The organism is Dietzia cercidiphylli, assembly GCF_039531545.1.
GTDB classification, from domain to species: Bacteria; Actinomycetota; Actinomycetes; order Mycobacteriales; family Mycobacteriaceae; genus Dietzia; species Dietzia natronolimnaea.
The window spans coordinates 353,111-378,977 of sequence record NZ_BAAAQG010000007.1; the positions used below are offsets into that span (position 1 = coordinate 353,111).

The 25,867-nt window shown below is 71.4% G+C and carries 21 protein-coding genes; 16 read left to right on the plus strand and 5 right to left on the minus strand.

The window, feature by feature from the left end; genetic code table 11:
• Positions 1-88: 88 nt before the first annotated feature.
• The 12 genes from ABD250_RS07980 (at position 89) to proB (ending at position 15,247) form a co-directional block, all read left to right on the plus strand.
• Positions 89-856 (plus strand): CoA transferase subunit A, encoded by a 768-nt coding sequence (locus tag ABD250_RS07980; protein ID WP_344391624.1) that lies wholly within the window; start codon positions 89-91, stop codon positions 854-856.
• Positions 853-1,482 carry a 3-oxoacid CoA-transferase subunit B gene (locus ABD250_RS07985; protein WP_179524927.1) on the plus strand — a complete coding sequence of 210 codons (630 nt, stop codon included), beginning with the start codon at positions 853-855 and terminating at the stop codon, positions 1,480-1,482. Before ABD250_RS07980 ends, ABD250_RS07985 begins: the two co-directional genes overlap by 4 nt.
• 159 nt (positions 1,483-1,641) lie before the next feature.
• A complete protein-coding gene (locus tag ABD250_RS07990; protein ID WP_182658885.1) occupies positions 1,642-2,634 on the plus strand; it encodes a malate dehydrogenase in 993 nt (330 codons plus the stop codon).
• Between the two features lie 64 nt (positions 2,635-2,698).
• On the plus strand, positions 2,699-5,407 hold the full coding sequence (locus tag ABD250_RS07995; protein ID WP_182658884.1) for a valine--tRNA ligase: 2,709 nt from the start codon (positions 2,699-2,701) through the stop codon (positions 5,405-5,407).
• Positions 5,407-6,999, plus strand: coding sequence for a bifunctional tetrahydrofolate synthase/dihydrofolate synthase (gene folC / locus ABD250_RS08000; protein ID WP_182658883.1), 1,593 nt, complete (start codon positions 5,407-5,409; stop codon positions 6,997-6,999). The genes ABD250_RS07995 and folC overlap by 1 nt, the downstream gene beginning before the upstream one ends.
• Positions 6,996-7,412 (plus strand): DUF4233 domain-containing protein, encoded by a 417-nt coding sequence (locus ABD250_RS08005; RefSeq protein WP_179524931.1) that lies wholly within the window; start codon positions 6,996-6,998, stop codon positions 7,410-7,412. Before folC ends, ABD250_RS08005 begins: the two co-directional genes overlap by 4 nt.
• Before the next feature lie 30 nt (positions 7,413-7,442).
• Complete coding sequence (ndk, locus tag ABD250_RS08010) at positions 7,443-7,853, plus strand: nucleoside-diphosphate kinase (protein ID WP_182658882.1); 411 nt, start codon at positions 7,443-7,445, stop codon at positions 7,851-7,853.
• A gap of 351 nt (positions 7,854-8,204) precedes the next feature.
• On the plus strand, positions 8,205-11,678 hold the full coding sequence (locus ABD250_RS08015; RefSeq protein ID WP_344391631.1) for an Rne/Rng family ribonuclease: 3,474 nt from the start codon (positions 8,205-8,207) through the stop codon (positions 11,676-11,678).
• A gap of 236 nt (positions 11,679-11,914) precedes the next feature.
• The gene (gene rplU, locus ABD250_RS08020) at positions 11,915-12,220 is read left to right on the plus strand and encodes a 50S ribosomal protein L21 (RefSeq protein WP_017835684.1); all 306 of its coding nucleotides are present in this window, start codon (positions 11,915-11,917) and stop codon (positions 12,218-12,220) included.
• A 68-nt stretch (positions 12,221-12,288) separates the two neighbouring features.
• Positions 12,289-12,552, plus strand: coding sequence for a 50S ribosomal protein L27 (rpmA, locus tag ABD250_RS08025; RefSeq protein WP_107748170.1), 264 nt, complete (start codon positions 12,289-12,291; stop codon positions 12,550-12,552).
• 122 nt (positions 12,553-12,674) lie between these two features.
• Complete coding sequence (gene obgE / locus ABD250_RS08030; protein WP_179524934.1) at positions 12,675-14,135, plus strand: GTPase ObgE; 1,461 nt, start codon at positions 12,675-12,677, stop codon at positions 14,133-14,135.
• Positions 14,132-15,247: a glutamate 5-kinase gene (proB, locus tag ABD250_RS08035; RefSeq protein WP_344391634.1), complete on the plus strand. Its 1,116-nt coding sequence runs from the start codon at positions 14,132-14,134 to the stop codon at positions 15,245-15,247. The genes obgE and proB overlap by 4 nt, the downstream gene beginning before the upstream one ends.
• A gap of 82 nt (positions 15,248-15,329) precedes the next feature.
• Here proB and ABD250_RS08040 read toward each other — a convergent pair whose 3' ends face one another.
• The 3 genes from ABD250_RS08040 to ABD250_RS08050 form a co-directional block, all read right to left on the minus strand.
• Positions 15,330-15,950 carry a carbonic anhydrase gene (locus ABD250_RS08040; RefSeq protein WP_179524936.1) on the minus strand — a complete coding sequence of 207 codons (621 nt, stop codon included), beginning with the start codon at positions 15,948-15,950 and terminating at the stop codon, positions 15,330-15,332.
• Positions 15,951-16,085: 135 nt separating this feature from the next.
• Positions 16,086-16,964, minus strand: coding sequence for a Sir2 family NAD-dependent protein deacetylase (locus tag ABD250_RS08045; protein WP_179524937.1), 879 nt, complete (start codon positions 16,962-16,964; stop codon positions 16,086-16,088).
• Positions 16,961-17,749, minus strand: coding sequence for an MBL fold metallo-hydrolase (locus ABD250_RS08050; RefSeq protein WP_179524938.1), 789 nt, complete (start codon positions 17,747-17,749; stop codon positions 16,961-16,963). The genes ABD250_RS08045 and ABD250_RS08050 overlap by 4 nt, the downstream gene beginning before the upstream one ends.
• Before the next feature lie 23 nt (positions 17,750-17,772).
• Between ABD250_RS08050 and ABD250_RS08055 the strand changes: the two genes are divergently transcribed.
• Positions 17,773-18,504 (plus strand): AAA family ATPase, encoded by a 732-nt coding sequence (locus ABD250_RS08055; protein ID WP_304815314.1) that lies wholly within the window; start codon positions 17,773-17,775, stop codon positions 18,502-18,504.
• Positions 18,505-18,521: 17 nt separating this feature from the next.
• Positions 18,522-20,342, plus strand: a complete 1,821-nt coding sequence (locus tag ABD250_RS08060; protein WP_182610475.1) for an FAD-binding dehydrogenase — start codon at positions 18,522-18,524, stop codon at positions 20,340-20,342.
• Positions 20,343-20,415: 73 nt separating this feature from the next.
• On the opposite strand, the gene ABD250_RS08065 is transcribed toward ABD250_RS08060, so the two are convergent.
• Both ABD250_RS08065 and ABD250_RS08070 read right to left on the minus strand, forming a co-directional pair.
• Entirely contained in the window at positions 20,416-21,681 is a 1,266-nt protein-coding gene (locus ABD250_RS08065) for a calcium/sodium antiporter (RefSeq protein WP_182658822.1), read from the minus strand.
• A 187-nt stretch (positions 21,682-21,868) separates the two neighbouring features.
• A complete protein-coding gene (locus ABD250_RS08070; protein ID WP_344391645.1) occupies positions 21,869-24,085 on the minus strand; it encodes a RecQ family ATP-dependent DNA helicase in 2,217 nt (738 codons plus the stop codon).
• Between the two features lie 169 nt (positions 24,086-24,254).
• On the opposite strand from ABD250_RS08070, the gene ABD250_RS08075 reads away from it, so the two are divergent.
• Both ABD250_RS08075 and ABD250_RS08080 read left to right on the plus strand, forming a co-directional pair.
• Positions 24,255-24,866 (plus strand): class I SAM-dependent DNA methyltransferase, encoded by a 612-nt coding sequence (locus ABD250_RS08075; RefSeq protein ID WP_344391647.1) that lies wholly within the window; start codon positions 24,255-24,257, stop codon positions 24,864-24,866.
• 70 nt (positions 24,867-24,936) lie between these two features.
• Positions 24,937-25,821 (plus strand): SDR family NAD(P)-dependent oxidoreductase, encoded by an 885-nt coding sequence (locus ABD250_RS08080; RefSeq protein WP_182609841.1) that lies wholly within the window; start codon positions 24,937-24,939, stop codon positions 25,819-25,821.
• The last annotated feature ends 46 nt before the right edge of the window (positions 25,822-25,867 follow it).

Below are 25,867 nucleotides of genomic sequence, written 5' to 3' on the forward strand. Positions count from 1 at the left end.
GGCGCGGGTGACGTGAACCACGATACGCCGAAAGTGTACGTAGCGCGAACAGTTGTGCAACAGGCGAACAGGTCCTACGATGTGTGACATGACCAACAAGATCTTCTCGTCGGCCGCCGCCGCGGTCGCGGACATCCCGGACGGCGCCTCCCTCGCCGTGGGGGGTTTCGGTCTGGTCGGCATCCCCGCCGTCCTGATCGACGCACTCCTGGAACAGGGCGCCACCGATCTGCAGACCGTGAGCAACAACTGCGGCACGGACGGCTTCGGCCTCGGCACTCTCCTGGAGGCCCGCCGCATCACCCGCACCACGGCCTCCTACGTGGGGGCCAACAAGGAGTTCGCCAGGCAGTACCTGAGCGGGGAGCTCGAGGTGGAGCTGACGCCGCAGGGCACGCTCGCCGAGCGGATGCGATCCGGTGGGGCGGGCATCCCGGCCTTCTACACGCCGGCGGGCGTCGGGACGGTGGTCGCCGAGGGCGGACTGCCGCTGCGCTATGACGGCGACGGGGGAGTCGCCGTGGCCTCCGAGCCCAAGGAGGTCCGAGAGTTCGACGGGACCCCGTACGTCCTGGAGCGCGCGATCGTCACGGATTTCGCGCTCGTCCACGCCCATCGGGCGGACACGGCGGGCAACCTGCAGTTCCGCGGCACCGCCCGGAACTTCAACCCGGACGTCGCGATGGCCGGCCGCATCACGATCGTCCAGGCCGAGGAGATCGTCGCGGCCGGCGAGATCGACCCGGCGGACGTCCATCTCCCCGGCATCTTTGTCCAGCGGCTCGTCGAGGTCGGACGCCAGGAGACCGGCGTGGAGATCGAGAAGCTCAGCAGCAGGGGAGAGGACAGGTCATGAGCTGGACACACGAGCAGATGGCGGCACGCATCGCCACCGATTTCGTCGACGGGCAGTACGTCAACCTGGGGATCGGGATGCCGACACTGATCCCGGACCACCTACCGACGGGCGTCCACGTCACTCTCCATTCGGAGAACGGGATCCTCGGCGTGGGCCCGTACCCCACGCCCGAACAGCTCGACCCGGAGATGATCAACGCCGGCAAGGAGACCATCACCGCGGCTGCCGGGGCGGCGTTCTTCTCGTCGTCGGAGTCGTTCGCCATGATCCGGGGCGGAACGGTCGACGTGGCCGTGCTCGGCGCCATGCAGGTCTCGCAGTCCGGGGACCTGTCCAACTGGATGATCCCCGGCGCCATGGTCAAGGGCATGGGCGGGGCCATGGACCTGGTCCACGGCGCCGGCCGGGTGGTCGTGATGATGGACCACGTCACCCGCACGGGCGAGGCCAAACTCCTGGCGGAGAACTCCCTGCCGTACACCGGGCGCGGATGCGTCCAACGGGTCGTCACCGACCTCTGCGTCCTCGACATCTGTCCGGAGGGGTTCCGGCTCGTCGAACCCGCCCCGGGCGTCACGATCGAGGAGATCCGCGCCAGGACGGGCGCCGAGGTCCACACCTGACCGGACGTCCCGCGCGCCACGACCCGACCCCCGGCCCCGCGTCACCGATCGGCCCCGGGGCGAACAGCGGGTGTACGGCGGCTCGCGCGGTCAACAGGGTGCCGGTTCCTCACTACTGTGGGGACCGACCCCGTCGTCGCCAGAGGAAGGTCCCCGCGCATGAGCTCCACCGCCCCGGTCACCGTCACCGTCACCGGTGCCGCCGGAAAGATCGCCTACTCCTTGCTCTTCCGGCTGGCGTCCGGTCTGGTCTACGGCCCCGACACCCCGGTCCGCCTCCGACTGCTGGACATCCCGTCGGCCGTCACGGCCGCCGAGGGCGTGGCGATGGAGATCGAGGACTGCGCTCTGCCGCTGGTCGACTCGATCGAGATCACCGACGACGCGACCGCGGCGTTCGACGGCGCCAACGCCGCGTTCCTCGTCGGGGCCATGCCGCGGGGCAAGGGCATGGAGCGCTCCGACCTGTTGAGCGCGAACGGTGCCATCTTCCGCGACCAGGGACGCTCGATCAACGCCGGCGCCGCGGACGATATCCGCGTGGTGGTGGTGGGCAACCCCGCCAACACCAACGCCTACATCGCGCACAGGCACGCCCCGGACGTCCCGGCCGGTCGGTTCACCGCCCTCATGCGGCTCGACCACAACCGGGCGTTGAGCCAGCTCGCCACCCGCCTGGGCGCCCCCGTCGCCGAACTCGACGGGGTCGTGGTGTGGGGGAACCACTCGGCCACCCAGTTCCCGGACGTCTCCTATACCACCCGAGCCGGTGAGCCCGTGACCGCCGGGCTCGGGCGGGACTGGCTGGCCGACACCTTCATCCCGCGGGTCGCGAACCGGGGATCCGAGATCATCGCCGTGCGGGGCTCGTCGTCGGCCGCCTCCGCGGCGGGGGCCGCCGTCGACCAGATGCGTGACTGGGTCCACGGCACACCGGGGGAGAGCTGGACCACGGTCGCGCTGCCCTCCGACGGGCAGTACGGCACGGTCCCGGGGGTGGTCACCGGGCTGCCCTGCCGCAGTCACGGCGGGGAATGGGAGGTCGTCGAGGGTCTGGAGATCGACGATTTCCAGCGCGCCCGCATCGACGCCTCGGTGGCCGAGTTGATCTCCGAGCGCGACGCCGTGCACGCCCTCGGCCTGACCGACTGACCCCGGGGGCGGGGCCTCCGGCGGCGTGTGTGGGGTCCCGGCGCGGACGGCCTACGATGGTCGGGTGACGACTGCAGCGACCCCCGGCCCCGAGACCGACCGCGCGGATTTGCTCCCCGCCTCCTGGAACCCCGGCGAGGTCGAGTCCGAGCTGTACCGACGCTGGGTCGACGCCGGCTACTTCGAGGCGGACCCCTCCAGCGACAAGCCCGCGTACTCTGTGGTGCTGCCGCCGCCGAATGTCACGGGCAGCCTGCACATGGGCCACGCGCTCGACCACACGCTCATGGACGTGCTCACGCGGCGCAAGCGCATGCAGGGGTTCGAGGTCCTCTGGCTTCCCGGAATGGATCACGCCGGGATCGCCACCCAGACCCTCGTGGACCGCAAGCTCCGCGCCGAGGGGATCGACCGCCACGAGATCGGGCGAGAGGCGTTCATCCAGAAGGTCTGGGAGTGGAAGCGTGAGTCCGGCGGGACCATCGGCGAGCAGATGCGCCGCCTCGGCGACGGCGTCGACTGGTCGCGTGAACGGTTCACCCTCGACGAGGGACTGTCCCGCGCGGTGCAGACCATCTTCAAGGAGCTCTACGACCAGGGGCTGATCTACCGCGCCGAGCGGCTGGTCAACTGGTCGCCCACACTCCAGACCGCGATCTCGGACATCGAGGTCAAGTACGCGGATGTCGAGGGCGAGTTGGTGAGCTTCCGCTACGGCTCGATGGACGACTCGCAGCCGCACCTGGTGGTGGCCACGACCCGGCTCGAGACGATGCTGGGCGACACGGCGATCGCCGTGCACCCGGAGGACCCGCGGTACGCCCACCTCGTGGGCACCGAGATCGAGCACCCGTTCCGCGAGGGCTGGACCATGCGCGTCGTGGCGGACGACCACGTGGACCCCGAGTTCGGGACGGGGGCCGTCAAGGTCACGCCCGCGCACGACCCCAACGACTTCGCGATCGGCCAGCGCCACGGGCTGGAGATGCCCACGATCATGGACGCGGCCGGCCGCATCGCCGACACGGGGACACGCTACGACGGGATGGACCGGTTCGAGGCGCGAAGGGTGATCCGCGAGGACCTCGCCGCCGAGGGCCGGATCGTCAAGGAGGTGCGCCCGTACCTGCACTCCGTCGGACACTCGGAGCGATCCGGCGAGCCGATCGAGCCCCGGCTGTCCCTGCAGTGGTGGGTCAGGGTCGAGGAGCTGGCCAGGATGGCCGGCGACGCCGTGCGCGACGGCGACACGGTGATCCACCCGAAGAGCCAGGAACCGCGCTGGTTCGACTGGGTCGACGACATGCACGACTGGTGCATCTCCCGCCAGCTGTGGTGGGGCCACCGCATCCCCATCTGGTACGGGCCGGACGGCGAGGTGGTCTGTGTGGGCGTGGGCGAGGAGCCGCCCGCCGGGTACACGCAGGACACGGACGTGCTCGACACGTGGTTCTCCTCCGGGCTGTGGCCGTTCTCGACCATGGGCTGGCCCGACCGGACCACCGACATCGAGCGGTTCTACCCCACGTCCGTGCTGGTCACCGGGTACGACATCCTGTTCTTCTGGGTGGCCCGGATGATGATGTTCGGCACCTTCGTGGGTCGCACCCTGACGGGTGACACCTCCGCCCCGGGGAAGGTCCCGTTCACCGACGTGTTCCTCCACGGGCTCGTCCGCGACGAGCACGGCCAGAAGATGTCCAAGTCCAAGGGCAACGGCATCGACCCGCTCGACTGGGTCGACCGCTTCGGCGCCGACGCCCTGCGCTTCACACTGGCCCGGGGCGCCAACCCCGGCGGCGACCTGTCCGTGGGTGACGACGCCGCCCAGGCCTCGCGCAACTTCGCCACCAAGCTGTTCAACGCCACGCGGTTCGCGCTGATGAACGGCGCGAAGGTGGGCCAGCTCCCGGAGGTGTCCGCGCTCACCGACGCCGACCGGTGGATCCTCCGGCGCCTCGGCGAGGTGCGCGTGTCGGTCGACGACGCCCTGGACCGCTACGAGTTCTCCAAGGCCTGCGAGGCCCTGTACCACTTCGCGTGGGACGAGGTGTGTGACTGGTACCTGGAGCTGGCCAAGGTCCAGTTCGGGAACGACGACGAGGCGCGCGGTTCCGAGCGGGCCGATCACACGCGGCTCGTGCTGGGACACGTGCTGGACGTGGTGCTGCGGATGCTGCACCCCGTCATCCCGTTCGTCACCGAGGTGCTGTGGACGGCCCTGACCGGACGCGACTCCGTGGTGGTCGCGGACTGGCCCTCCGACGTGGCCCCGGCAGAGGGGACCACGGAGTCCGTGCGCCGGGTGGCCGACGCCCAGACCCTCGTCACCGAGATCCGCCGCTTCCGCTCCGACCAGGGACTCAAGCCCGGCCAGCGGGTGCCCGCGCGCGTCACCGGGGTCGACGCGGCGGATCTGCCCGCCGACCTGCTCGACCAGGTGGCCTCGCTCGCGCGGATCACCCCGGCCGGGGACGACTTCACCGCCACCGCCTCGCTAGAGGTCCGGCTGGGGTTGTCCACGGTGGGGGTCGAGATCGACACCTCCGGCACCATCGACCTGGCCGCCGAGCGTCGCCGCCTGGAGAAGGACCTCGCGGCCGCGCGCAAGGAGCTGGAGACCACCGGCGCCAAGCTGGGCAACGAGGCGTTCCTCGGCAAGGCCCCCGACCACGTGGTGGACAAGATCCGCGCGCGCCGGGATCTCGCCGAGACCGAGGTCAGCCGGATCTCCGCCCGACTCGAGGGCCTCCCGGCCGGGAGCACCGCCTGATGGCGGGTCATCGGTGGCTCGAGCCCCACGACCCGGACGAGGGCTGGGACACCCCCACGGAGGAGGACGTCGCCGAGATGCTCGGCGAGGAGGGCCTGGTCTCCGGGGTCTCCCTCGGCGGGCCGCTGCCCGGTGACGAGGACGGCGAGGACCACCAGGAGCCGCGACCGATCCCGGAGGTCGGCAGCCCCGAGTGGCAGGCCGACACCGCAGAGCTCGCGGCGGTCGAGGAGGAACTGGCCACCCGGTGGCCGGAGACCCGCCTCGAACCGAGCCTGGACCGGATCGCGGAGCTCACCGGCGTCCTCGGGGATCCGCAATACGCCTACCCGGTCGTCCACGTGGCGGGGACCAACGGCAAGACCTCGGTCACCCGGATGATCGACGCCCTCCTGCGGGCACTGCACCAGCGCACCGGGCGCAACACCAGCCCGCACCTGCAGACCGTCACCGAGCGCATCGCCCTGGACGGCGAGCCCGTCCCGGCACGCCTGTTCGTGGACACCTACCGCGAACTGCAGCCGTACCTGGAACTGGTGGACCAGCGGTCCGAGGCCGGTGGTGGACCCCGGATGAGCTACTTCGAGGTGCTCACCGCGATGGCCTTCGCGGCCTTCGCCGACGCCCCGGTGGACGTGGCCGTGGTGGAGACCGGGATGGGCGGGACCTGGGACGCCACCAACGTGGTGCGGCCGGCCGTCGCCGTCGTCACCCCTGTCGGTCTTGACCACACCGACTACCTCGGGGACGACCTGGCGACCATCGCGGGGGAGAAGGCGGGGATCATCCAGCCGGGAGCAGAGGATGACCTGCTGCCGAGGTACCCGGTCGCCGTGATCGGTCGCCAGGAGCCCGAGGCGATGGAGGTGCTGCTGCGTCGCGCGGTCGAGGTGGGCGCGGTGGTGGCACGTCTCGGCTCGGAGTTCGACGTGGTCGAGCGTCGCCTGGCGGTGGGCGGACAGCAGCTCACCCTGCGTGGTCTCGGGGGCGAGTACCCGGAGGTGTTCCTCCCGCTGTTCGGCGAGCACCAGGCCGAGAACGCCGCCACCGCACTGGCCGCCGTCGAGGCGTTCTTCGGGGCGGGCCCCGACCGGTCGCTGGACCCCGAGCTCATCCGCGCCGGATTCGCCGCCGTGGACAACCCCGGCCGGCTCGAGCGCCTCAGCTCGAGCCCGACGGTGCTGGTGGACGCCGCGCACAACGGCCACGGCGGGCGCGCACTCGCCGAGGCGGTGACCTCCGAATTCGACTTCCGACGTCTCGTCGCCGTGGTCGCGATGCTGGACGGCAAGGACGCCGACGCCTTCCTCGCGGCCATCGAGCCGGTGGTCGACGAGGTCGTCGTCACCAGGACCGGGTCGCCGCGCGCGATGGCGCTCGAGGACCTCGCGAGGGTCGCCGAGGACCGGTTCACCGCCCAGCGGGTCCACGTGGTGGACACCCTGCCCGATGCGATCAGCGCCGCGCTGGACCTGGTGGGGGTCCCCGACCCGACCGCCGACGACGACGTCTCCGGGGTCGGCGTACTCGTGACGGGATCGGTGTTGACCGCGGGGGCCGCCCGCAGCCTGTTCGGAAAGGACGCACAGTGACCGACACCGGTTCCGTCGATCCGGCGGCCACCGCCCACGAACCCTCGGTGGATCCGTGGAAGGGACTTCGGGGGATCATGGCCGGGACCCTGATCCTCGAGGCGATCGTGATCGGCCTGGTGCTCACGGTGATCGCGAGGGTCGACGACGGGGAGCACTTCCAGCCCTGGAAGGTGTGGTTCGTCAGCCTGCTCGCCGTGGCGATGGTCGTGGCCAGTGGACTGCAGAGACGCCCCTGGGCGATCCCGCTGAACCTCACCCTCGCCGGACTCGCGGTGGCGGGGTGGGCCGTGCACTGGTCGATGGGCGTGTGCGGCCTGATGTTCGCGGCGGTGTGGGCGTACATCCTCTATCTGCGGCGGGACCTCTCCCGGCGGATGGCGGGCGGGTACCTGCCCAGCCAGCACGACTGACGGGTCCCGGGTACTTGTAGCATTGCGGCCGTGACCGAGAGAACTTTCTTCCTCATCAAGCCCGATGGCGTCCAGCGAGGCCTGACCGGCACCATTCTCGCGCGTATCGAGGCCAAGGGCCTCCAGCTCGTGGCCATGGACATGCGCCGGGTGCCACAGGAGACCGCGGCCGCGCACTACGCCGAGCACTCCGAGCGTCCGTTCTACGGCGACCTGCTCGAGTTCATCACCTCCGGGCCGGTCGTGGCCGGTGTCGTGGAGGGTCCGCGCGCGATCGCCGCGTGGCGACAGCTCGCCGGCGGGACCGACCCGGTGGAGAAGGCCGCCCCCGGGTCCATTCGCGGGGACTACGGGCTGGAGACCCAGTTCAACCTCGTCCACGGGTCGGATTCCGAGGAATCCGCGGCACGTGAGATCGAACTGTGGTTCCCCGGACTCTGATCTGACCTCATCACCAACGATCCCGGTTCATCACCGGTGATCGCACCGGACGCGCCCGTCGGTCCCCGGACCGACGGGCGCGTTCGTCGTCTCACCTCGCCCGCGCGGCGACGGATCGTCGGCGTGTGTGGGACAATGGCCGAAGCCCACATTCTTGGCGAGCGGACCTCCAGTTCGCCCCGGATCGGGCGCCCGCCCTCCGCGGCCCGGATGACACCGGGATCGCGGACCACAAGACATAGCCCCACCCGAGGTGGGGCCCAGAGAGAAATGCCGACCCCGTGCGGCGGCGTGGGTCACCGGAGCACTCCGGTGACGTGATCGCGCCCGGAGTCCGGCCAGAGGAGACACGTGTCGGATTCGAACCTGACCATCGACGATCTCAACGCGCTTCCGGAGAAGATGCGCGCGCACGCGGCCGCCAAGGCCGTGGGGATGACCAGCAAGGAGTTCCTGGCCGCCATGGCCGGCATCGGCGTGGAGGTCAGGAGCGCCCAGTCCGGGGTGACGCGCGAGGTGCTGCTCACGTGGTTCGCCAGCCGCGCAGGCGGCGGTGACACGACGTCCGAGGCGGCCACCGCCACCGAGGACGCCCCGGTGGAGAAGCCCGCCCGCACGGCACGGGCCGAAAAGGCTCCCGCCAAGAAGGCGCCCGCCAGGAAGGCGGCGGCCGAGAAGGCTCCCGCCGACAAGGCCCCCGCCAAGAAGGCGCGCAAGGCCGCGGCGGGGAAGACGGCGCCGGATGCCACCGCAGAGCCCACCACCGAGAAGAAGTCCGGGACGCAGGCGCCCGTTCGTCGACCCCTGCCGGAGATGTCGATCGTCACCGGTGAGGTGGGCGCGGCGGAGTCCGGGAACCGTCGCCGGTCCACCGCGACACCCTCGTTCTCCCCACTGTTCCTCTCTCCGGACGAGGCCGCCGCCAAGGCCGAGCGGGAGCGCCCGGCGCGCACGAGGTCCGCGGCGTCCGACAGCGCCCGGACCGACACCGCCCGGACCGACGCTGCTGACACCGGGCCCACGGATGACTCGCGGACCCGGGGGCGCTCCGACGCCGCCACCGACTCCACGGAGGCCACCGACCCCACGGAGGCCACCGACGTCACCGACACCTCCGACGACCAGAACGACACCGGCGACGGCGGTGGGCGTCGCCGCCGGCGGGGCCGTCGTGGCCGCGGCCGTGGACGTGGCGAGAACATCGACGAGCAGAACAACGAGACCGACCGGGCCGACGGGGATCCGGAGGGGTCCGACGCCGCCGACGACCGGGACGACCGGGACGAGTCCGGCGGCGGGGGCTCCGGCGGAGACGACACCCGTCCCGACACCGACTCGTCCGATCGCGCCGAGGGGCGGTCCGGGTCGGGGGACGACTCCTCGGATGACGACTCGGACGACTCCGACGGGTCACCGTCCGGCTCGCGTCGGCGTCGCCGTCGTCGTCGTCGTGGAGGGGGTTCGGGCAACGACGACACCCAGGCCTCCGGCGACGACTCCACCGACACGGACGCCCAGGAGCAGCGCGAACCGCGGCGTCGACCGGCGCGTGGGGGACAGGCCTCCGGTTCGGGCTCGTCGAACGACGAGGTCCAGGGCATCAGCGGTTCGACCCGGCTCGAGGCCAAGCGCCAGCGCCGCCGCGACGGACGCGATGCCGGGCGCCGCCGCCAGCCCATCCTCTCCGAGTCCGAGTTCCTCGCCCGTCGCGAGTCCGTCGACCGCGTGATGGTGGTCCGGGAGAAGAGGCGCGGCGACGGCAAGGGGATCATGACCCAGGTCGGCGTGCTGGAGGACAAGGTGCTGGTGGAGCACTTCGTCACCACCGAGTCCGCGCGCTCCATGGTGGGCAACGTCTACCTCGGCCGCGTCCAGAACGTGCTCCCGAGCATGGAGGCCGCGTTCGTCGACATCGGCCGCGGTCGCAACGGCGTCCTGTACGCCGGTGAGGTCAACTGGGAGGCCGCCGGACTCGGCGGTAAGGCCCGGCGGATCGAACAGGCGCTCAGGCCCGGCGACATGGTCCTGGTGCAGGTCACCAAGGATCCCATCGGCCAGAAGGGCGCCCGCCTGACCACGCAGATCTCGCTGGCCGGTCGATTCCTCGTGTACGTGCCCGACGGCAACTCCACCGGCATCTCCCGCAAGCTGCCCGACACCGAGCGGCGTCGACTCAAGGCGATCCTCAAGGACGTCGTCCCCGAGGGCTCGGGCGTGATCATCCGGACCGCGGCCGAGGGGGTCAGCGAGGAGGAGATCGGCCGGGACGTCGAACGACTGGCCGCCCAGTGGGCAGAGATCGCCGAGGCCTCCGCGAAGCGGACCTCCGCGGGTGCCGGCACACCGATCGCCCTGTACGAGGAGCCCGACCTGCTGGTCAAGGTGGTGCGCGACCTGTTCAACGAGGACTTCTCGTCGCTGGTGATCCAGGGCGACACCTCGTGGGACACCGTGCACGACTACGTCTCGAGGGTCGCACCGGAGATGACCGAGCGGCTCGAGCGGTACGACAACCCCGACGTCGACGTGTTCGCCACCCACCGCGTGGACGAGCAACTGGCCAAGGCGCTCGACCGCAAGGTGTGGCTGCCCTCCGGTGGCTCGCTCGTGATCGACCGCACCGAGGCCATGACGGTCATCGACGTCAACACCGGCAAGTACACCGGCTCGGGTGGCAACCTCGAGGAGACCGTCACCAAGAACAACCTCGAGGCGGCCGAGGAGATCGTCCGCCAGCTGCGCCTGCGCGACGTGGGCGGGATGGTGATCATCGACTTCATCGACATGGTGCTCGAGGCCAACCGCGACCTCGTGCTGCGGCGGCTCACCGAGGCACTGGGGCGCGACCGCACCCGTCACCAGGTCTCCGAGGTCACCTCGCTGGGGCTGGTCCAGCTCACCCGCAAGAAGCTGGGCACGGGTCTCGTCGAGGCGTTCTCCACGCCCTGCGAGCACTGCCAGGGCCGTGGCCTGATCGTGCACGCCGACCCCGTCCACACCGAGTCGCACAACGCCGACGAGCCCGGCTCCCGCCGCGGCCGCAAGCGCGGCGGCAAGGGATCGGACTCGGATCAGTCCGACTCCCAGGCCTCCTCGTCGTCCGCGCCCAGGCAGGCGCCCAGGAAGGACGGGCCCGCGCCGGCCGCGCACCCCGCCGCGCTCGCGATCGCCCGTCAGGAGGCCGAGCAGGCGGCCGCGGAGAAGGCAGGTCGTGAGGAGGTGGCCGCCGCGGATCCGGCCACGCCGGCGGTCACCACGCCGGCGGCCCCCGTGCCGGCGGCCCCCGTGCCGGATGCCACGCCGGACGCCACGCCGGACGCCACCGACACCACGGATTCCGGGGATTCGGACGCCGGGGTGCCCGAGTCCGCGGATGCCGCCGGCTCCCGACCGGGTCGCCGTCGTCGTCGCGCCACGCGTCGCCCGGCGGACGGGGCCATCGACCCGGTCGTCGCCGCGGAGGACGCGGCAGTGGCGGAGACGGCCGAGACGCCGGAGGACGAGGCGGCGGTCGTCGCGGAGGCGACCGAGGTCGTGAAGACCGTCGAGGCCACCGAGCCGCCCGCCCGGGCGACAACCCAGCCGGCCGCCGACGCGCAGTCCGACTCGTCCGGCCGCCGTCCCCGCAGGCGGTCGACCAGACGGGAGGCCGGCGCCGCCGCCGCGCAGGCCACCGCGGGGGAGTCGGCGCCGGTGGCGGCGGCCGCGGTCGAGGCCGCCCCGCTCGCCGAAGTGCCCCCGGTCGTCGTCGCGGAGCCGCGTCAGCGACCGGCACGGCGACGCGCGACCAGGTCCACGACCGCCCCTGACGCCGGCGATCGTTAGAGGTGTCTGGCCAGGTGGCGCGGTCGGTTTGACCTGCTGTGCCGCCGGGCCGTAACCTTGACAAGTCGCTCGTGGCGGCGCTATGTCGTCGCGCGAGAAGTCGCGGGCCGGGCCGTCAAGGCCGCGGGACCGGCGATCCCGGTCGACGAGAGTCGGCCGGTCAGAGAGAACACCGCACAGTAGTTGTGGACGTCCCAGTGGCGGCCACACACCCGAGAAGCAAGGGGAAGCCCTCGATGTACGCGATCGTCAAGACCGGCGGCAAGCAGTACAAGGTCGCCGAAGGTGACCATGTCAAGGTCGAGAAGATCGAGGGTGAGGCCGGTACCTCCGTGTCCCTGTCCCCGATCCTCGTGGTCGACGGCTCGACCGTCACCTCCGCTGCCGACGCCCTGGCCAAGGTCTCCGTCTCCGGCGAGATCGTCGAGCAGACCAAGGGTCCGAAGATCCGGATCCACAAGTTCAAGAACAAGACCGGGTACCACAAGCGTCAGGGCCACCGTCAGAAGCTGACGGTGCTCAAGATCACCGGTATCAAGTAATCCACCACGGCCGCCAAGGCCACCAGCTCAGCGCCCTCGGGCGTCTTCCCTGAAGGAGGGGTTCGGACATGGCAAGTAAGAAGGGCGCATCCAGCACCCGTAACGGTCGTGACTCCAACGCGCAGCGTCTCGGCGTCAAGCGTTTCGGCGGCCAGGAAGTCAACGCCGGCGAGATCCTGATCCGCCAGCGTGGCACCAAGTTCCACCCGGGCGTGGGCGTCGGCCGTGGCGGCGACGACACGCTGTTCGCACTGGCCGCCGGTGCGGTCGAGTTCGGGACCAAGCGCGGCCGCAAGACCGTCAACATCGTGCCGGTCGGCGTCGAGGCCTGACCCGGCGACACTGACGCGATTCGCCCTCGGGGGCCGGGCGGGGTCTGATGACCCCACGCCCGGTCCCCGAGAGCATTTGCGCCACATCCGTTAGTCCCACCACCAGCAGGAGGAGTCCGCTTATGTCGAGATTCGTCGACCGCGTAGTGCTCCACCTCGCGGCGGGGGACGGTGGCCGCGGGTGCACGTCCGTGCACCGGGAGAAGTTCAAGCCGCTCGGCGGCCCCGACGGGGGCAACGGCGGCAGCGGCGGGGACGTGGTGCTGGTGGTGGACCCCCAGGTCCACACGCTGCTCGATTTCCACTTCCGGCCCCACGCGCGCGCCGGTAAGGGAGAGCCCGGGATGGGCGCCAACCGGAACGGCGCCCAGGGTGATGACCTCGTCCTGGCGGTGCCGCCCGGGACCGTCGTGCTGGACCAGAACGGTGAGATGCTGGCCGATCTGGTCGGTGCAGGAACCCGCTTCGTGGCGGCCGAGGGCGGCAAGGGTGGGCTCGGGAACGCCGCGCTCGCCTCCAGGGCCCGCAAGGCCCCCGGGTTCGCCCTGCTCGGTGAGCCCGGCGAGGTCCGCGACCTCACCCTCGAGCTCAAGTCCATGGCCGACGTCGGACTGGTCGGGTTCCCCTCTGCCGGCAAGTCCTCTCTCGTGTCGGTGCTCTCCGCGGCCAAGCCCAAGATCGCCGACTACCCGTTCACCACCCTGGCCCCCAACCTCGGGGTGGTCTCGGTGGGCGACGACACGTTCACCATCGCGGACGTGCCCGGGCTCATCCCGGGTGCCAGCGAGGGGCGGGGCCTGGGCCTGGACTTCCTGCGCCACATCGAGCGCACGGCCGTCCTCGCACACGTCGTGGACTGCGCGAGCCTCGAGTCCGACCGCGACCCCATCTCGGACGTCGACGCGCTCGAGGCGGAGCTCGCCGCCTACCAGCCGGAACTCGCCGACGCCGGTCTGGGGGAGCTGGCCGATCGGCCGCGGGTCGTGGTGCTCAACAAGATCGACGTGCCGGACGCCGCTGATATGGCCGAGATGGTCACCGCCCACTTCGAGGCCAAGGGCTGGCCGGTGTATGCCATCTCCGCGGTCGCGCACAAGGGCCTGGACGAACTGAGGTACGGGCTCTACGAGCTCATCAAGGCCCACCGCAAGGCCAACCCGCCGGCGGCGCCCGAGCGGATCGTGTTGCGGCCGAGGGCCGTCGACGTGGCCGAGTTCACCGTCCGGAAGGACCCGAACGAGGCCGGTGCCTACGTGGTCTCGGGATCCAAGCCCGAGCGCTGGATCCGCCAGACAGACTTCGCCAACGACGAGGCCGTCGGCTTCCTCGCCGACCGCCTGGCCCGGCTCGGGGTCGAGGACGCGCTCATCAAGGCCGGCGCGCAGGCGGGCTGCACGGTCACCGTCGGCGACGTCTCCTTCGACTGGGAGCCGCAGACCCCGGCCGGTGTGGACCTCATGCGTACGGGCCGAGGCACCGACATCCGGTTGGAGTCCGACGAGCGTGTGGGCGCCCACGAGCGCAAGTACCGCAAGCGGGTGCGCCGCGGGCTGATCGACCCCGATGAGGAGATCCTGGAGTGACCGGCGAACCGGAGCTGCGGCGCCGGATCGGCACGGCCCGCCGGGTGGTGGTCAAGATCGGCTCGTCGGCCATCACGAGCTTCGGTGGCGGGATCCGCCGGCCGCAGCTCGACGCCCTGGCCGACGTCTGCCAGGCGCGCATGGCCGCGGGGTCGGACGTCTTCGTGGTCTCCTCCGGCGCGATCGGCGCGGGGATGTCCCCACTGGGGATGACCACCCGCCCCGCCACCCTGTCCGCCAAGCAGGCGGCCGCCAGTGTGGGGCAGCTCGAACTGGCCCGGGCGTGGGGCGACTCGTTCTCCAGGTACGACCGCGTGGTGGGCCAGGTCCTGCTGACGGCGGGGGACATCGGGCGCCGGGAGAGCGCGGCCAACGCGCAGCGCACCCTGGACCGACTCCGCACGCTCGGCGCGGTGCCGGTGGTCAACGAGAACGACACGGTGGCCACCAACGAGATCCGCTTCGGGGACAACGACCGCCTGGCCGCGCTGGTGGCCCACCTCATCAGCGCCGATGCGTTGATCCTGCTCTCGGACGTGGACGCGCTCTACGACTCCGACCCCCGCAAGGGTGACGCCACCGCGGTGACGATGGTGTCGGGCGCGGCCGACCTCGACGGGGTGGTGGCCGGGGCCGGCGGTGCGCTGGGCACCGGCGGGATGGCCTCCAAGCTCGCGGCCGCGCGACTGGCCGCCGACGCCGGCATCCCGGTGCTGCTCACCGCGGCCGAGCGGGCGGCGGAGGCGCTGGCCGACGACCCACAGGTGGGCACGGTGTTCGCGCCCCGGCCCGAGCGGATGACCGCGCGGCGGTTCTGGGTCCGCCACGCCGCCGACGCGCGGGGTGCGGTGATCCTGGACGACGGCGCGGTGCGTGCCGTCACCGGCTCCCGGCGGTCGCTGCTCCTGGCGGGGGTGACCGGCGTCGACGGGCTGTTCCACTTCGGCGACGTGATCGAGATGCGCGACACCGCCGGAGACACCGTCGCCAGGGGGATCGCCCAGTACGACTCGATCGAGGTGCGCTCGAGGTTGGCCGACCGCGCCTCGGGCGTGGGTACCACCGGTCAGGGGCGGCCGCTCGTGCACGCCGATGACCTGGTGGCCCTGTAGACGACTCGGGCCCCCGACGTCGTCGACGAGTCGGGTCCCTGACGTTCCCGGCGCGCCCCCGCGCAGCGGCCGGGACGCGGTCCTAGAGAGTGACCCGGCCCTCGGCGTGGACCGGGGTGACCGTGCCCTCGGCGAGGTTGTAGAGGGCGCCCACGATCGCGGTCCGGCCCTCCGTGATCGCACGGTTGACGGCCGTGGACTTCTCCCGGATCGCGGTGACGGTCTGACGCACGTTCTCGATCACCACGTCGTCGTACCCCGCGGAGGGGTCGCGACGGGCCTCGAACACGGCCGGGGAGATCCGCTCCACCACGTCGCGCAGGTAGCCGGACGGGGTGGAGTGCGTATCGATCGCGGTGATCGTCGCGCCGACGGCGCCGCACGAGGTGTGCCCGAGCACCAACGTGAGAGGGATGCCGAGCACGTCCACGCCGAACTCGATCGAGCCCAGGACGGACGGGTCCACGATGTGGCCGGCGTTGCGGATGACGAACAGGTCGCCCAGTCCCTGGTCGAAGACCACCTCGGCGGGCACCCGCGAGTCGGCGCAGCCGAAGACCATGCCGAAGGGGTGCTGCTCGCCGGCGAGCTCGGCGCGGCGGGCGGGGTCCTGGTGCCTGTGGAGCCCGGCGCCGTCAACGTAGCGGCGGTTGCCCGAGAGGAGTCGGTCCAGTACGGCATCGGGTGTCAGATCTGTGCTCATGCCCTCATTTTGCGCCTGCGCCGTTCCCGTGGATCACGCAGCCCGTTCGGGCATGCCGTCACCCGGCCGGATCACGCATGCCGATGACCAGCCCGATCACGCACGCCGATCACGTAATGGCAGCGCGCCGCCCGGTCACAGCGCGCGCTCCACGCGGGTGAGCACTTCGACGCAGTCACCGTCCACCGCGAGCAGAGCGTCGGCGTGCGCCCGGGTGTGGCCACGGTTGACCACGGCCACCGGGGTGTCGGTGGTGGCGGCGCGCCTCACGAACCGGTAGCCCGACCTCACCGTCAGGGAGGAGCCGACGACGACGACGAGGTCTGACTCGTCCACCAGGGCGTTGGCCGCGTGCACGCGATGCGCGGGGACGTTCTCGCCGAAGTAGACGATGTCGGGCTTGAGCACCCCGGAGCAGCGGCGGCAGTCCACCATCCGGAACCCGGCGGTGTCGTCCAGGACGGCGTCGGCGTCCGGTGCGACCTCGATGGCCCCGCGCGTGGTCACCCGCTCGGCGAACCCGGGGTTGAGGAGTTCCAGGTCCTCGTGCAACGCCCATCTGCTCTGCCGCGTCCCGCATCCCAGGCAGACCACCACCGCATAGCTGCCGTGCAGGTCCACGATGGTGCGGCTACCGGCCTTGAGATGCAGCAGGTCCACGTTCTGGGTGATGATCCCGGCGACGAGGCCGCGGTGCTCCCAGTCGGCCAGCAGCAGATGCGCGGCGTTGGGCCGAGCCGACTCCATGTGGCGCCACCCCAGGTGGTTGCGGGCCCAATAGTGGCGGCGGAACGCGGGATCGCCCACGAACTGCTGGAACGTCATCGGGGTGCGGGCGGGGGAGTCGGGGCCCCGGTAGTCGGGGATGCCGGAGGGGGTGGAGATCCCCGCACCGGTCAGGACAGTCGCCCGGCGTCCCCGCATCAGCTCGGCCAGCGCCTGCGCCCGCTCGGGAAGATCCGGGTCCGGGTCGGTGCGCTCTGCGGGCGTCCAGGCGGTCTCCCGGATCCTCATGTGCCGATGCCCCCCGGCCCGGAGGGATCATGCGCGCACACCACGGACAGGTCGTCCCGTCGGCGCGCGGCCAACGCCGCGAGGCGGGCGTGGGTCAGCTCGACCGCCGCCGGTTGCAACGCCATGAGGCGCTCCGGGATCCCGATGAGCCTGGCGTTCGCGGCCGCCGGGCCGATCTGGCCACGCGAGTAGAAGGCGTCGCCGGCGTGCAGGATGTCGTTGTCGTCGTCGGACTCTCCGCCCCCGCCGCCCGGGACCAGGACACCGGCGTGCCCGACGGTGTGACCGGGCAGGTCCACCAACACCATCCCCTCGGCCACGTGGTCGAGGGGGCGCACCCGGAACCCCTCCCACCTATCGGTCCCGTAAACGTATTCGGCGAAGTCGGGGCCGTGCGCCCACTGCGCGCGGCGGTACCTGCGGCGTTCGACCCAGCGGGGGGTGCGCACCGCCCACGTGAGCGCCTCGGCGGACACGTGCACCTGCGCCCCGGGGAAGTCGGCGAGTCCGCCGATGTGGTCGGCGTCCAGGTGGGTGATCACGATGTGTCGCACGTCGCGAGGGTCGAGACCCATCGCCTCGATGCGCCGGTGAGCGGTTTCCGCCGGGTCCAGGCGTGCGCGCAGCGCGTGTCGCATCGGACCCAGACGGCCGGACGGATCGGCGACGTCGCGGAGGCCGAGACCGGTGTCGACCAGCACGAGGTGGTCCGGGGCCTCGACCAGCAGCACCCGGCACGGGACCAGACCGAGGAGCGTCCCGCAGTTGATCTGGTGGATCCGCATGACGGCCACGGTACCGTGGCCGCGTGAACCGACACGGTGTGCTGGACCCGCGGCCGCTCGTGCGGGTGACGGTCGATCCGGACGCGGTCGCGGATCAGGATGTGTGGCCGTACTCGATCCCCGCGGTGGCCGACCTGATGCGCGGAGGGCTCGAACTCGAGGACCTGACGATCCTGGTGGGGGAGAACGGTGCGGGCAAGTCCACGCTCGTCGAAGCTGTGGCCATGGCGTACGGGCTGGGTGCCGAGGGAGGCTCGGTCAACGGCCGGGACGTCACGTGGGAGTCGGAGTCGCCGCTGCACGACGCCCTGCGGCTGGTCCGCGGCGGCGCCGCGTCGAAGTGGGGCTACTTCGTGCGCGCCGAGACGATGCACGGCATGTTCAGCTACCTGCAGTCGTCCGGGCCCGAGCAGGATTTCCACTCGCGCAGCCACGGGGAGGCGTTCTGGGACCTCGTCTCCACCTCACGGTTCTCGGGCGGCGGGTTGTTCGTGTTGGACGAGCCCGAGGCGGGGCTGTCTTTCGATGCCCAGCTCAGGCTGGTCGCGCTGCTGCTCGAGCTGGCCGATCGTCGCGGCGCGCAGGTGCTCATGGCCACCCACTCACCGATCCTGGCCTCGGTACCGGGTGCAGCGGTCTACGAGCTGTCCGACGAGGGGATGCAGCGCAGCCGGTGGCAGGACCTGACGATGGTGGACCAACATCGGCGCTATCTCGATGCTCCGGAGCGGTACCTGCGCCACCTCTTGGAGTGACCGGGCACACTGAACCCATGACCAATTCCGCGTCCCGTTCTGCCCGCACCGCCGGTGATGCCCGGCCCGTTCACCCCACATATCCGGCCTACCAACCGCCGTCGGTGTCCCGGGCCGCCAACGCCGGGCCGCTGCCCGCCCCGGAGCCCGGGTTCGTACCCGATCTGATCGTGGTGGGGCACGGGCTCGCAGGGCTCGTCGCCACCCACGAGGCCACCCGCGCCGGCAAGAAGGTACTGGTCGTGGACCAGGAGAACGAGAAGAACCTGGGCGGGCAGGCGTTCTGGTCTCTCGGCGGATTGTTCCTGGTGGACACCCCCGAACAACGCCGGATCGGCATCAAGGACTCGCTGGAACTCGCGTGGCGTGACTGGTTGGGTTCCGCCGGGTTCGACCGACCCGAGGACCACTGGCCGCGCGAGTGGGCGCGCGCGTACGTCGAGTTCGCGGCGGGGGAGAAGCGGCGGTATCTGCACGACCTGGGCCTGCGAATCATCCCCACCGTGGGCTGGGCCGAGCGGGGCGGTGGCGACGTGGACGGCCACGGCAACTCCGTTCCGCGATTCCACGTGACCTGGGGGACCGGGCCCGAGGTGGTGCGGGTCTTCGAGGAACCCGTCCGCGACGCCGCCCGCGCCGGCCTGGTGCGCTTCGCCGTTCGCCACCGGGTGGACGAGATCGTGATCGACGACGGCCGCGCAGCAGGGGTGCGGGGGGCGACCCTCGTACCGTGCGACCTCGACCGTGGTGTCGCCTCGCCCCGCGAGGAGACGGGCACGTTCGAGTTCCGGGCGAGCGCCGTGTTGATCGCCTCCGGAGGCATCGGCGGCAATCCCGACCTGGTCCGGCAGTACTGGCCCACCGACACACTGGGTGCGGCGCCCGAGCACCTGATCGTGGGCGTGCCCGAGCACGTCGACGGGCGGATGTTGGAAATCTCCGGGGCGGCCGGGGCGAACCTCATCAACCGGGACCGGATGTGGCACTACACCGAGGGCGTGGCCAATTTCGCGCCCGTCTGGCCCGCACACGCCATCCGGATCATCCCGGGGCCGTCCACGCTCTGGCTGGACGCGAATGGTGACCGGATGCCGGTGCCGCTGTTCCCCGGATTCCACACCACGGCATCCATCGAGGCCATCCGCCGCACCGGTCAGGACTACTCCTGGTTCATCCTCGACTCCGCCATCGCCGGCAAGGAGTTCATCCTCTCCGGTTCCGAACAGAACCCGGAGCTCACCGACAAGAGCGTGAAGAAGTTCGCGTCCAAGGCGGGGAAGGGACTGCCGCCGTCGATCGCCGACTTCGCCGAGAAGGGCGTCGACTGGGTGGTCGCGGACACGCTGGAAGAGATGGTCGCCGGCATGAACACGCTGCTGCGTGAGGGCGAGCCGGCGCTGGACCTCGAACGCGTCCGCGAGTTCGTACTGGCCATGGACGGGCAGATGGACAATCCGTTCGCCAAGGATGCGCAGGTGCAGGCCATCCACAACGCCCGGCGCGTCCTGACCGACAAGCTCACCCGCATGGCCAAACCACACCGGCTGCTCGCCGACTCCGGCCCGGGCAAGGGCTCCGCCGCCGGATCCGGCGGGCCGCTCATCGCGGTCAAGGTGCACCTCATGACCCGGAAGACTCTCGGTGGAGTCGAGACGACGCTCGACTCGCAGTGCCTGACCCCCGATGGTCAGCCCTTCCCGGGCCTGTACGCGGCGGGCGAGGTCGCCGGGTTCGGCGGCGGGGGGGTCCACGGGTACAACTCGCTGGAGGGCACGTTCCTCGGTGGCTGCATCTTCTCCGGGATGAAGGCGGGCCGAGCGATGGTGCGGGAGGTCTGATAGGGACGGGCGACCACGGCGGGCGCACGGACCTCGCGTCGAGGACCGTCGTCCCCGGCCGCGCTACGGGGGGTCACCCTGGGCCACCGGTCCCCGTATCCGTTGCGCCGTCGTGGGCGGGGACCGGTCGCGCCCGCGCCTGTCTGCGTCCCCGCAACAGACCGAGTTCGTAGGTGGCCAGCCCGATCAGCCACAACGCGGTGATGGGGATGACGAACCAGAGCATGGCGGCGCTGAACGGATCCAACGCGTCGTGGTCGGCCGCCTGCAGCACCACATAGACGACGTACGCGGCGTAGAAGCCCGTGAAGAGCAGTCCCTCCCACCGCTTGATCGCCATACCGGTGAAGGCGATCGGGAGCAGGGCCAGCGAGACGGCGAGCATGATCGGCAGGTCGAAGCGGACGGCCCCGGGGGCGACGTCGATGGGCGTGATGAGCGAGGTCATCCCGAGAACGGCACCGATGTTGAACATGTTGCTACCGACGATGTTGCCGATGGCCAGGTCCCGTTCGCCGCGGATCGCCGCCACCACGCTCGTGGCGAACTCCGGCAGCGACGTCCCGACCGCCACCACCGTGAGACCGATGACCAGGTCACTCATTCCCCATGCCGATGCGAGATCACTCGCCGCCGCGACGAGTAGTCGCGCGCCGACCACCAGCAGGGCCACTCCGACGACCACGAAGACGCTGCTGACCAGAACCGGGTGTGACGACGCGACGCCGGACGACCGAGTCTCACCGGCGCTGGCGCCACCTGCGGGGTCATCACCCGCGGCGGCATCACGTGCGGCGTCATCGCCCGCGGCGGCATCACGTGCGGCGCCACCACCGGCGCCGTCACCGACCGGGTCCTCCGATGCCGCGGCGGCCCGGCCTCCATCCTGCTTGCGCGAGATGACGATCGTCGCCACCACATACGCCACGAGGCCGGCGAACAAGAGCAGACCGTCGAGGAAGCTGATCGTGCCGTCGAGTGCCACCAGCAGCGCGACCACCGAGAACAGCACCATGATGGGGATGTCGACGCGCACGATCCGGGACGTCGCCACCAGCGGGGCGACGATCGCTGTGAGGCCCAGGATGAGCAGGATGTTCGCGATGTTGCTGCCCACCACGTTGCCGACGGCCAACCCCGGGTACCCGCTCAGCGCGGCGTCGACGCTCACCGCGAACTCCGGCGCGGAGGTCGCGAAGGCGACGACGGTGAGTCCCACCACCAGCGGGGAGATTCCGAGGGTCGCGGCCAGACCGCCGGCGCCTCGCACCAGCACTTCGCCGCCGCCGATGAGCAGGACGAATCCCACCGCGAGGGCGAGCACCGTGAGGGCGCTCATGACGGGTCCGACCGGATCGTGGTGAACCCCGGCCCGGCCGACGGTGACGGTCTCGTTGCGTTACCCATGGGTGGATTATCCCGTGCCGGACTCCGGTCTGTCGATGCGCAGGCGGCGACCTCCCTGGACATCACACCCAGCCGGACATCACACCCAGCCGGACATCACACCCAGCCGGACATCACACCTAGCCGGCTGCGGCCACGGCCAGGGGCAGGACGGCGGGGACCCCGGAGGAGCGGAGATGCCGGGCCGCCTCAGTGGTCGTCCACCCCGTTCCGAACAGGTCGGTGACCAGGAGGACGGGGCCCTCGGGCGTGGCCGACGGCCCCGCGAGGGTGCCCCAGAGCTGCGCCACGCGGTACGCGGAGTTCTGGGCGGTCACCGGCGGCAGTGCCGGGTCACGGGTGATCTCCCCGAGCGGCGTCATCCGGCCCATCTGCGCCAGGGCGTGGGCGAGGCTGACGACGAGCTGCGGATGCTCCCCGGTGACCAGGGCGACGACACCGGTCGGCCGGTCGGCCCAGCCCCACTCGCGGAGGACGGGAATACACGCGCGGGCGAGCCATTCCGGGGCGTCCTGGTCGGGCTCGGCGAGCAGGGCGCGCAGCTTCTGGCCCAGGCCGAGATCGGTCAGTCGAGCCAGAGCCCGGCCCTCGGCGGGCCCGTCGGCGATCTTGCCCTTCAAGGGGACGTCGAGCTTGGCGAGGCCGGTGGGCCACTGACGGCGGGGAGGCAGGACCACGCCGGGCCGCTCGAGGGCCTCGCGGGCCCGGGTCAGAGCGCCGGAGTCGACCTCCGTCGTGCGGCGCTGACCCGTGCAGTTGTCGCAGCGACCGCAGCCACCGGAGGCCGGGTCGAGGGTGGGATCGTCGAGCTGGGCGCGGAGGAATTCCATGCGGCAGGACCCCGTGCGCTGGTACTCCAGCATCGCCTGCTGTTCGGACTGCCGGGCCTCCGCCAGACCGGCGTAGCGCTCGGCGTCGTAGTGCCATGACCGTCCGGTGGCCACCCAGCCGCCCCGGACCCGTTGGACGGCGCCGTCGACGTCGAGGACCTTGAGGACCATCTCGAGCCGGTTGCGGCCGAGGTCGACGGCCGGTTCGAGCGCCTGTGTGGACTGCGGGCGGTCGGGGTCGAGGGCGTCGAGGACTCGCCGCACCACGTCCTCGGGCGGGAAGGCCAGCGAGGCGAAGTGGTTCCAGATGGCGCGGTCCTCGGGCCCGGGCAGCAGGACCACCTCGGCGCGGTCGGCGGCGCGCCCGGCGCGGCCGATCTGCTGGTAGTAGGAGATTGGGGAGGGCGGGGCACCCAGGTGCACGACGAAGCCCAGGTCCGGCTTGTCGAACCCCATGCCCAGCGCGGAGGTGGCGACCAGCGCCTTGACCTCGTTGTCGAGCAACGCCCGCTCCAGTTCCTCGCGTTCACCGGCATCGGTGCGGCCGGTGTAGGAGCTGACGCGGTGTCCGGCGGAGGTGAGCAGCTCGGCCATGTCCTCGGCCGCCGCGACGGTGAGGCTGTAGATAATGCCGCTGCCCGGCAGGGAGCCGAGGTTCTCCACGAGCCAGGCGGCGCGCTTCTCGGAGTCGTCGATGTCCACCACCGACAGACGCAGGGACTCCCGGTCCAGGCCGCCTCGCAGGACGAGGGTGTCTGAGGCGAGTGGGTCGGAGGCGGGGGAGTCGACGATGCCCGAGGCCGCGGGGCTTGCGTCCACGGCTCCCTCGCCGCCGCCGACCGAGACGCCCACACCGAGCTGCTGCGCCACATCGCGGACCACGCGGTCGTTGGCCGTGGCGGTGGTCGCCAGGACCGGCACCCCCTCGGGTAGATCGGCCAGAAGCGTGCGGATGCGGCGGTAGTCCGGCCGGAAATCGTGCCCCCAGTCGGACACGCAGTGGGCTTCGTCGACGACCACCAGTCCGGCGTCCGCCGCGAGCGCGGGCAGGACGGTATCCCGGAAATCCGGGTTGTTGAGGCGCTCGGGGCTCACCAGCAGCACGTCCACCTCGCCGGCCCGCACCGACGAGCGGACCTCGTCCCATTCGGTCATGTTGGCGGAGTTGATGGTGGCCGCCCGGACTCCGGCCCGGGCCGCGGCCTCGACCTGGTTGCGCATGAGCGCCAACAGGGGCGAGACGATCACGGTCGGGCCGGACCCCAGCTCGCGGAGTAACCGGGCGGCGATGAAGTACACCGCCGACTTGCCCCAGCCGGTGCGCTGGACCACCAGCGCGCGCCGCCGGTCGGCCACCAGGGCCTCGATGGCGACCCACTGGTCCTCGCGCAGGGCGGCGTCCGGGCCGGCGAGGGCGCTCAGTAACTCGTCGGCGCGGGCCCGCAGCGCTGCCCGGTCCCCGGTCATCGGGTCGTCGGAGTGGGGGCGGTCCGCTGTCGAGGTCATGGTCCCATCGTGCCCCACGGCTCCGACAGGACATGCCTCACGCTGCAGCACCTCGTCGCCCACACCGCCGGGCTCCCACAATCACCCGTCCACCACCGAGTCCGCGGCCGGACACGATGCGCCCCCTCGTCGTCGTCGGACTTCTCTCCGGGTGGTCATACTGGGCTGCATGGCTCAGACATGGAAGCAGATCGTGGAGGCCGACCCCGAGCACTCCCGGCGGTACGCCCGGCGCTGGGACGACATGGTGGCCGAGGGCGTGGACATCGACGGTGAGGCGCGGCTGATCGACGCGATGGTTCCGCGCGGCGCCCGGATCCTCGACGTGGGCTGCGGCCAGGGCCGCACCGGTGCCTACCTGCACTGGCGTGGACACCGGGTCACCGGCGTGGACCTTGATCCACTGCTGATCGAGCGGGCGCGAGAGCTGTGCCCGGGTGCGTCGTGGGAGGTCGCGGATCTGGCAGAGGAGGGGTGGGCCCGCGGGCCGTTCGACCTCGCCGTCTCGGCGGGAAACGTCCTGGCCTTCGTCGACCCCGCCGACCGCGGTGCCGTGCTCACCAACCTCGCCGCCAGGCTCGCGACGGCGGATGAGGGCACCGACGGCCGGGCCGGCCGGCTCGTCGTGGGCTTCGGGCTCGACCGGGGTTGGACCCGCGAGGAGTTCGACCGCGACGCCGAACGCGCCGGGCTGCGGGTGGAGCAGCGCTGGTCGACCTGGGAGCTGCAGCCGTTCGCCGACGACAGCGGCTTCATGATCACGGTCCTCGTCCGCGGCTAGACCGCGGCGCGCGCCGGGGCCCGCGGCACCGGCCGCCCACGGGAGGGCGCCGTGAGCGCACACTGGGCCCATGAGCGAAGCAACGTGGACCGTGGACGCACTGCCCGACCTGACCGGCACGACCGTCATGGTCACGGGCGGCACCAGCGGCATCGGACTGGAGGCCGCCCGTGAACTCGCGGGTCGGGGCGCCCACGTGGTGCTCCCTTCCCTCACCCGGGCCGAGGGGGAGGCGGCCGCCTCCGAGATCGGCGGTTCGACCGAGGTCCGCCAGCTCGATCTGGGCGATCTGGACGCGGTGCGTGGGTTCGCCGCCTCCTGCACGGAACCGATCGACATCCTGCTCGACAACGCCGGGTTGATGAGCAAGACCAGGCGGGAGACGACAGACGGCTTCGAGCTGCACCTGGGGGTCAACGTCCTCGGTCCGTTCCTGCTCACGGAGCTGCTGTTGCCGCTGCTCCGGGAGAGGGTCGTCATCACCGCGTCGATGGCGCACGCCAAGGGACGAATCGGCTTCGAGGACCCGCATTTCCGCACGCGCCGGTACTCGATGGCGGCCGCGTACGCGCAGTCCAAACTCGCCTGCATGCTCTGGGGGCTGGACCTGCAGAACCGGCTCACCGCCGCCGGCTCCACCGTGGACGTCCAGCTGGCCCACCCCGGGTTCGCCGCCACCTCGATCCTCGACCCGACCCCGTTCCCCCCGGTCAACGCTGTACTGAAGCTACTCGGGAGACGGATCGTCCCCACTGCCGCCGACGGGGCCCGGCCGCTCCTGTACGCCGCGACCGAGGACCTCCCGGCGGCCTCCTATATCGGGCCGACAGGCTTCAGTCAGATCCTCGGGGCGCCCGGCCCGTGCGACCGGTCCGACCGGGCCCGCGACACGGACCTGGCCCGTCGTCTCCGGGAATTCGCCGTCCGCGAGACCGGGGCCGTCCTCACGGTCTGACTCGTGCGGGTGACCTCCCCGGGCGCACCGGTAAGCTGACCCCCAT